The sequence below is a fragment of the Cupriavidus sp. CuC1 genome (assembly GCF_044627735.1).
GTDB lineage: Bacteria > Pseudomonadota > Gammaproteobacteria > Burkholderiales > Burkholderiaceae > Cupriavidus > Cupriavidus ulmosensis.
Genome location: NZ_JBIUHC010000040.1, coordinates 58910 through 66470, shown reverse-complemented (window position 1 = coordinate 66470; position 7561 = coordinate 58910). Strand labels below are relative to the sequence as shown.

Here is a 7561-nt window from a genome sequence, read left to right as displayed (position 1 = left end):
TTACGAGTAAAGAAAAGTGACATCTCACACGTTCTAAAACGGCCAACCCCGTACAGCCGCGACAGCAGCTAGAAGCATCAAAACCCCGCCCACAAGAGACCCCCCCGCGTCAGCGGGGGCAGAAGCGCCAAATCCGAATCCCCACCCTACACATAATCCAACGGCAACGCCGTAGTGTACTTAATCTGCTCCATTGCAAAACTAGAACTCACATCCGCCAGCTCCGCCCCCTGTATCAGCTTCTTGTAAACGCGATCATAAGCAGCAATATCCGGCACCACCACGCGCAGCAGGTAATCGGTATCCCCGGCCATGCGGTAGAACTCGGTGACTTCGGGAATGGAGGCGACAAGATCATGAAAAGTCTTGAGCCACTTGACGCTATGCTGGCTGGTACGAACCGACACGAATACCGTCACGCCCACGTTCAGCAGCGCGGGATCCAGCAGCGCCACGCGCTTGCGGATCACGCCGCTTTCCTCCAGCTTCTGCACGCGCCGCCAGCACGGCGTGGAGGTGAGGCCTACCCGTTCGCCAAGCTCCGCCACAGGCACGGTGGCGTCCTCCTGAAGGGCGGCGAGTATCTGGCGGTCGTAACGGTCCATGGCAATTCCTGTTGGCGCGCAGCGTTTCGTTTCCCCGGTGCCTGGCCGCACGCCGGCCGCAAAACTCAGGCCGCGTCCACCAGCAGGTTCACACCGCTGCAGATGTGTTCCTGGTCCACCCCATAAATATGCAGCGACACGGCCACCGCGTCGCTGTCGTTGCCGAGCGCATGGATATGGCGCAGCCCGGCCGGCACGCTGAAGGTGTCGCCCGCCGTGCGCGTGATCTCGCCGCACGGATGTGCCTGGCGCTCTTGCGCGTCCCAGCGGTAGTGGCGCTCATGCAGCGTGCCGCGCAGCACCCGGTAGGCGCACCAGGTCTGGTGCCCGTGCACCGGGCTGTGCTGCCCCGGCCGCCAGACGATCAGCATGGCGGAGAAGCGCGCCAGCGGATCGGCGTGCACCAGGTGGCGCACATAGCCCTGGGCCGAGCCCTCGCGCAGCGATTCCGGCAACAGCGCCAGCAGCGTCGCGGAATTCGGCAGGCTGGCTTCGATGCCTTGCGCCACCATGCGCGCGCTGGCTGCAAAGGCGGACGACATGCCGTCGGATAGCGGGGCAAAGAGATCCGGCCGGCCGCCGGCCGCGTCGAGGGTGCCAAGGACACCGGCGCTACGTGCGTGGCTGGCAATATCGGTAACGGCGGCTTGCTGGGTGGCCATGAAGGGCTCCTTGTTGGTTTGCGACCATCATAGCGTCCGGCCCGTAGCAAACACGTGCGTCCTGTCGTGCAAATCTGGCTGTAAGTGTAATCTTATTCTAATAAAGCTAAATAAAGTAGAATATTATTCCTGGCGGTGGCGAAACCGCAAGAAGCCGGTGGATAATGCCGCCTCATGGAAATCAAGTGGCTTGAAGACTTCGTCAGCCTGGCCGAGACGCACAGCTTCTCGCGCTCGGCCGAGCAGCGTCATGTGACGCAGCCCGCGTTCTCGCGCCGGATCCAGTCGCTGGAGTCCTGGGTGGGCACGGAGCTGATCGATCGCTCCAGCTATCCCACCAGCCTCACGCCGGCGGGCAAGGTGTTCTACGAGCAGGCCCTGGCCATGCTGGCGCAAGTCAGCGAGACCCGCGCGCTGATGCGGGGGCAGCGTTCGGCCAATGCGCAGGTGCTGGAATTCGCGGTGCCGCACACGCTGTCGCTGACGTTCTTCCCCGAATGGCTCAAGGCGGTGGAGCGCGAGATCGGCACGCTGCCGTGCCGGCTGCGCGCGCTCAACGTGCACGACGCCGTGCTGGCGCTGGTCGATGGCGGCTGCGACCTGGTGATGGTCTACCACCATGCGCGCCAGGCCATCCAGCTCGATCCCGCGCACTACGACATGATGGTGCTGGGCACCGAGCGGCTGTCGCCATACAGCGTACCGGACGCCGCCGGCAAGCCCCTGTACCGGCTGCCGGGCACGGACAAGAAGCCGGTGCCCTTCCTCAGCTATACGCCCAATGCCTTCCTCGGCCGCATGGTCGACATGCTGCTGTCAGAAACCACCGACGCGCTCAAGCTCGACAAATGCTACGAGACCGATATGGCCGAGGCGCTCAAGGTGATGGCGCTGTCCGGGCATGGCATGGCCTTCCTGCCGGAGAGCGCGGTGCGGGAGGAACTGGCCCAGCACCGGCTGGTGCGTGCGGAGGCCGCGCGCGGCGTGCCGCTGTCGATCGACATGGAAATCCGGCTTTACCGGGAGAAGCCGGGCGAACACGTCAGCGAGCGGCGCAGCGCACAGGTTCGCAACAAGCGCCAGCTGGTGGACCGCGTCTGGTCTTCGCTGGCAGCGCAGACCTTGCCCGCACTGCCGAAATCCTGAAGGCGCGCGGCTGGTGCGCCGGGCGCACCGCCAAGTAGCCGGGAGGGGCGGCACGGGGCGGCACACGGCGCTCGTCAAAGGTTATGCTAACCATGCATAACAGGATAATCAAACGGCATTGGCTTCTGCAGGGCTGCCTCCCCTAAGCTGGCGGCACCTTCACACCGGAACCAAACGATGTCTTCCGCAGCGCCGTCCAATCCTGCCGTCAAGAACCACTCCCTGCCTTCCTACCTGAACGCCGATGCGCTCGGGCCCTGGGGCATCTACCTGCAGCAGGTCGATCGTGTCACGCCGTACCTGGGCTCGCTGGCCCGCTGGGTCGAGACCCTCAAGCGCCCCAAGCGCGCGCTGGTGGTCGATGTGCCGATCGAGATGGACAACGGCACCATTGCCCACTTCGAAGGCTATCGCGTGCAGCACAACATGTCGCGTGGCCCGGGCAAGGGCGGCGTGCGCTTCCACCAGGACGTGACCTTGTCGGAAGTCATGGCCCTGTCGGCCTGGATGTCGGTCAAGAACGCCGCGGTCAACGTGCCTTACGGCGGCGCCAAGGGCGGCATCCGCGTCGATCCGCGCACGCTCTCGCGCTCGGAGCTGGAGCGCGTGACGCGCCGCTACACCAGCGAAATCAACTTCATCATCGGACCCAACAAGGACATCCCGGCGCCCGACGTCAACACCAACGAGCAGGTGATGGCATGGATGATGGACACCTACTCGATGAATTCCGGCAGCACGTCCACCGGCGTGGTCACGGGCAAGCCGATCTCGCTGGGCGGCTCGCTGGGACGGCGCGAGGCAACCGGCCGCGGCGTGTTCGTGGTGGGATCCGAAGCGGCGCGCAACCTCGGCCTTGAGATCAAGGGCGCACGGGTGGCCGTGCAGGGCTTCGGCAACGTCGGTGCCGTGGCCGCCAAGCTGTTCCATGAGGCTGGCGCCAAGGTGGTGGCGGTGCAGGACCACCGCACCGCGCTGTACAACCCGGCCGGCCTGGATGTGCCCGCCATGATGGAATATGCCTCGCACAGCGGCACCATCGAAGGCTTCCAGGGCGAGACCATTTCCGGCGAGCAATTCTGGCAGGTGGATTGCGAAATCCTGATCCCGGCCGCGCTGGAAGGCCAGATCACCGCCCAGAATGCGCCCCACATCAAGGCGCGCATGGTCATCGAAGGTGCGAACGGCCCGACCACGCCCGAGGCCGACGACATCCTGCGCGAGCGCAATATCCTGGTGGCGCCCGACGTTATCGCCAATGCTGGCGGCGTTACGGTTTCCTATTTCGAGTGGGTACAGGACTTTTCCAGCTTCTTCTGGACCGAAGAGGAAATCAACCAGCGCCTGGTACGAATCATGCAAGAGGCTTTCCGGGCGATCTGGCAGGTCGCTCAGGACAATAAGGTTACCTTGCGCACGGCCGCCTTCATCGTGGCGTGCACGCGGATTCTGCAGGCGCGCGAAATGCGCGGTCTCTATCCCTGATGCCTGACGCGGCTTGGCGCCGCAGCGTCGCTTCCTGGCGATGCTGCGGCGCAGCAAGCCCATCCAGGATTGGTAACGCGGCTGCCGGGCTTCCCGGCAGCCGCGTTGTCGTATGCGCTCGCTGCCCCCCCAACGCACGAGGGGGATCCCGTGCTGACAAGGCATTGCCGCAAGGCCGGCCCGGCGCGTTGGCGCAGGGGCTTTACAGGATTGGAGGCGGACCTCGGTTTGCCCCGCAAACCATGCCTGAAATGACGCTGTTAGGGGAAAAACCCGTTGTCTTGAGTGCCTGCCTGCGCAATACTATTTCGTCGACGGGTGGTTTTTTTGTTAGAGTCCCGCCTTTCTCTTCATGGTCAAGGAGATTTTATGAATGTTGCCAAGTTGGCTTCCCTGATGATTGCTGCTGGCGTGCTGTGCGGTACCGCGCAAGCTGCCGAGCAACTGACGGGCACGCTGCAGAAGATCAAAGACACCGGTGTGATTACGCTTGGCGTGCGCGAGTCGTCGATTCCGTTCAATTACAACCTCGGCGGTGTGCGCCAGGTCGGCTATTCCTACGATATCAATGTCAAGATCGTGGAAGCCATCAAGGATCAGCTGAAGCTGCCGAACCTGCAGGTCAAGGAAATCCCGATTACCTCGCAGAACCGCATCACCCTGCTGCAGAACGGCACCATCGACATCGAGTGCGGCTCGACCACCAACAACCTCGAGCGCCAGAAGCAAGCATCGTTTACCACCAGCATCTTCATCATCGGCACCCGCATCATGGTGAAGAAGGATGGCGGCATCAAGGACTGGGCCGACCTCAAGGGCAAGAACGTGGTGACCACTGCCGGCACCACCTCGGAACGCCTGCTGCGCAAGATGAACGATGACCAGAAGCTGGGCATGAACATCATCAGCACCAAGGACCATGGCCAGTCGTTCCTGACGCTGGAATCGGGCCGCGCCGTCGCCTTCATGATGGACGACGCGCTGCTGTACGGCGAGCGCGCCAAGGCCAAGAACCCGGCCGACTGGATCGTGGTTGGCAAGGCGCAATCGCGCGAGTCCTATGGCTGCATGATCCGCAAGGATGACGCACCGTTCAAGAAGCTGTCCGACCACGTCATCACCGGCATGATGAAGGATGGCTCGATCAACACGCTGTACACCAAGTGGTTCCAGCAACCGGTGCCGCCCAAGGGCCTGAACCTGGACTTCCCGCTGTCGGAAGACATGAAGGCGCTGTTCAAGACGCCGAACGACAAGGCACTTGACTGATACTGGGATTCCGGTTGTGTGAAACGGAAGGCATGTCCTTCCGTTTCTTTTTGAGGACACATCATGAACTACAGCTGGCATTGGGGTGTATTCCTCGAACAAGCGGCCCAGAACGAGACCTACCTGGACTGGATGATTTCCGGCCTGAAGGTCACCATTGCACTCGGGCTCTCGTCGTGGATCATCGCCCTCGTCATCGGCTCGGTACTCGGCGTACTGCGCACGGTGCCCAACAGGTGGCTGTCCGGCCTGGCCGCCACCTACGTCGAGATCTTCCGTAATATTCCGCTGCTGGTGCAGTTGTTCATCTGGTATTTTGTCATGCCCGAGCTGTTGCCCGGCGGCGAGACCATCAAGCAGATGAACCCCTTCGCCCAGCAATTCCTGGCGGCGATGTTCTGCCTGGGCACCTTTACCGCGGCCCGGGTTTGCGAGCAGGTGCGCTCGGGGATCAACTCGCTGCCCCCCGGCCAGCGGAATGCAGGCCTGGCGATGGGCTTCACGCTGGCCCAGACCTACCGCCACGTGCTGCTGCCGATGGCGTTCCGCGTCATCGTGCCGCCGCTGACCTCGGAGTTCCTGAACATCTTCAAGAACTCCGCGGTCGCGTCGACCATCGGCCTGCTGGAGCTGGCCGCGCAAGGGCGCCAGCTGGTGGACTACACGGCGCGCCCGTATGAGTCCTTCATTGCGGTGACGTTGATGTACGCGTTGATCAATATCGTGGTCATGCTGCTCATGCGCTGGGTTGAAGGACGCACCCGCGTGCCCGGCTTCATCGGCAGCAAGTAAGGGGACACGTCATGGCATATTCATTCGATTTCACCTCGATCAACCCCACCACGCTGGAAGTGCTGGGCGAGGGCATGCTGGTCTCGCTCAAGATCACCGCCACCGCGGTGGTGGTCGGCATCGTCTGGGGCACCATCCTGGCGATGATGCGGCTGTCTTCCGTCAAGGTGCTGAACTGGTTCGCGCAGGGCTACGTCACCATCTTCCGGTCGATCCCGCTGGTGATGGTGCTGCTATGGTTCTTCCTGATCATCCCGCAGCTCCTGCAGAAGACGTTCAACCTTTCGCAGGCATCCGACCTGCGTATGACCTCGGCGCTGATCGCCTTTGCCTTGTTCGAGGCGGCGTACTATTCCGAGATCATCCGCGCGGGTATCCAGAGCGTGTCGCGCGGGCAGATGTTTGCCGCGCAGGCCATGGGCATGACCTACGGACAGTCGATGCGGCTGGTGATCCTGCCGCAGGCCTTCCGCAACATGGTGCCGCTGCTGCTCACGCAAGGCATCATCCTGTTCCAGGATACGTCGCTGGTGTACGTGAGCGCGCTGGCGGACTTCTTTGGCCAGGCCTACGGCATCGGCGAGCGTGACGGCCGCATCGTGGAGATGCTGCTGTTCGCCGGGCTGGTGTATTTCATTATCTGTTTCTCCGCATCGCTGCTGGTCAAGCGTTACCAGAAAAAGGTGGCCGTATGATTGAAATCAACAACGTCTCCAAGTGGTACGGCGCCTTCCAGGTGCTGACCGATTGCACCACCAAGGTCGCCAAGGGCGAAGTCGTGGTGGTGTGCGGCCCGTCGGGGTCGGGCAAGTCGACGCTGATCAAGACCGTCAACGCGCTGGAGCCCTTCCAGAAGGGCGACATCACGGTGGACGGCACCTCGGTGGGCTCACCCAAGACCAACCTGCCCAAGCTGCGTTCGCGCGTGGGCATGGTGTTCCAGAACTTCGAGCTGTTCCCCCACCTGTCGATCACCGAGAACCTGACCATCGCCCAGATGAAGGTGCTCGGCCGCTCCAAGGAAGAGGCTACCGCCAAGGGCCTGAAGTACCTGGACCGCGTGGGCCTGAAGGCGCAGGCGGCCAAGTTCCCGGGCCAGCTGTCGGGCGGCCAGCAGCAGCGCGTGGCAATTGCCCGCGCGCTGTCGATGGATCCGATCTGCATGCTGTTCGACGAGCCGACCTCCGCGCTGGACCCGGAAATGGTCAACGAAGTGCTGGACGTGATGGTGCAGCTGGCGCAGGAAGGCATGACCATGATGTGCGTGACCCACGAAATGGGCTTCGCGCGCAAGGTGGCCAACCGCGTGATCTTCATGGACCAGGGCAAGATCGTCGAGGACTGCGCCAAGGAAGAGTTCTTCGGCAATATCGAAGCGCGCTCCGAGCGGGCCAGGCAGTTCCTGTCGAAGATCCTGCATCATTGATGCGGGACAAATCAGGGGGTGTTGGCCGAAGTCGACAGGATGCGCCAACACCGTCTGGAATGACGACGGCTGTCTCTCCCTCTCCCCTCAGGGGGAGAGGGGAGCACGACAACGCAGCTCCGGCTTTGTCGGCAAGCTGAAGGGACGCTCCGGCGTCCCTTTTTCATGCGGCGTAT

The 7561-nt window shown here is 62.7% G+C and carries 8 protein-coding genes; 6 read left to right on the top strand and 2 right to left on the bottom strand.

Annotation, left to right across the window (positions count from 1 at the left end):
• Positions 1 to 146: 146 nt before the first annotated feature.
• Positions 147 to 605, bottom strand: a complete 459-nt coding sequence (locus tag ACGLHR_RS18885) for an Lrp/AsnC family transcriptional regulator (protein ID WP_267605500.1) — start codon at positions 603 to 605, stop codon at positions 147 to 149.
• Between the two features lie 65 nt (positions 606 to 670).
• Positions 671 to 1267, bottom strand: a complete 597-nt coding sequence (locus ACGLHR_RS18880) for a cysteine dioxygenase (RefSeq protein WP_400095824.1) — start codon at positions 1265 to 1267, stop codon at positions 671 to 673.
• Positions 1268 to 1441: 174 nt separating this feature from the next.
• Between ACGLHR_RS18880 and ACGLHR_RS18875 the strand changes: the two genes are divergently transcribed.
• The 6 genes from ACGLHR_RS18875 (at position 1442) to ACGLHR_RS18850 (ending at position 7385) form a co-directional block, all read left to right on the top strand.
• Positions 1442 to 2413 (top strand): LysR family transcriptional regulator, encoded by a 972-nt coding sequence (locus ACGLHR_RS18875; protein ID WP_267605502.1) that lies wholly within the window; start codon positions 1442 to 1444, stop codon positions 2411 to 2413.
• A 177-nt stretch (positions 2414 to 2590) separates the two neighbouring features.
• Entirely contained in the window at positions 2591 to 3898 is a 1308-nt protein-coding gene (locus tag ACGLHR_RS18870; protein WP_400095823.1) for a Glu/Leu/Phe/Val dehydrogenase, read from the top strand.
• 369 nt (positions 3899 to 4267) lie between these two features.
• Positions 4268 to 5167 (top strand): glutamate/aspartate ABC transporter substrate-binding protein, encoded by a 900-nt coding sequence (locus ACGLHR_RS18865; RefSeq protein WP_400095822.1) that lies wholly within the window; start codon positions 4268 to 4270, stop codon positions 5165 to 5167.
• Between the two features lie 63 nt (positions 5168 to 5230).
• On the top strand, positions 5231 to 5959 hold the full coding sequence (locus tag ACGLHR_RS18860) for an amino acid ABC transporter permease (RefSeq protein ID WP_400095821.1): 729 nt from the start codon (positions 5231 to 5233) through the stop codon (positions 5957 to 5959).
• Between the two features lie 11 nt (positions 5960 to 5970).
• Positions 5971 to 6654, top strand: a complete 684-nt coding sequence (gltK, locus tag ACGLHR_RS18855; protein WP_400095820.1) for a glutamate/aspartate ABC transporter permease GltK — start codon at positions 5971 to 5973, stop codon at positions 6652 to 6654.
• Entirely contained in the window at positions 6651 to 7385 is a 735-nt protein-coding gene (locus ACGLHR_RS18850) for an amino acid ABC transporter ATP-binding protein (protein WP_150987966.1), read from the top strand. Before gltK ends, ACGLHR_RS18850 begins: the two co-directional genes overlap by 4 nt.
• The last annotated feature ends 176 nt before the right edge of the window (positions 7386 to 7561 follow it).

Bases quoted from the DNA above. Each gene is read 5' to 3' on its own strand.
- ACGLHR_RS18860 (WP_400095821.1), top strand. From the start codon at position 5,231: ATGAACTACAGCTGGCATTGGGGTGTATTCCTCGAACAAGCGGCCCAG.
- ACGLHR_RS18850 (WP_150987966.1), top strand. From the start codon at position 6,651: ATGATTGAAATCAACAACGTCTCCAAGTGGTACGGCGCCTTCCAGGTG.
- gltK (WP_400095820.1), top strand. From the start codon at position 5,971: ATGGCATATTCATTCGATTTCACCTCGATCAACCCCACCACGCTGGAA.
- ACGLHR_RS18865 (WP_400095822.1), top strand. From the start codon at position 4,268: ATGAATGTTGCCAAGTTGGCTTCCCTGATGATTGCTGCTGGCGTGCTG.
- ACGLHR_RS18880 (WP_400095824.1), bottom strand. From the start codon at position 1,267: ATGGCCACCCAGCAAGCCGCCGTTACCGATATTGCCAGCCACGCACGT.
- ACGLHR_RS18885 (WP_267605500.1), bottom strand. From the start codon at position 605: ATGGACCGTTACGACCGCCAGATACTCGCCGCCCTTCAGGAGGACGCC.
- ACGLHR_RS18875 (WP_267605502.1), top strand. From the start codon at position 1,442: ATGGAAATCAAGTGGCTTGAAGACTTCGTCAGCCTGGCCGAGACGCAC.
- ACGLHR_RS18870 (WP_400095823.1), top strand. From the start codon at position 2,591: ATGTCTTCCGCAGCGCCGTCCAATCCTGCCGTCAAGAACCACTCCCTG.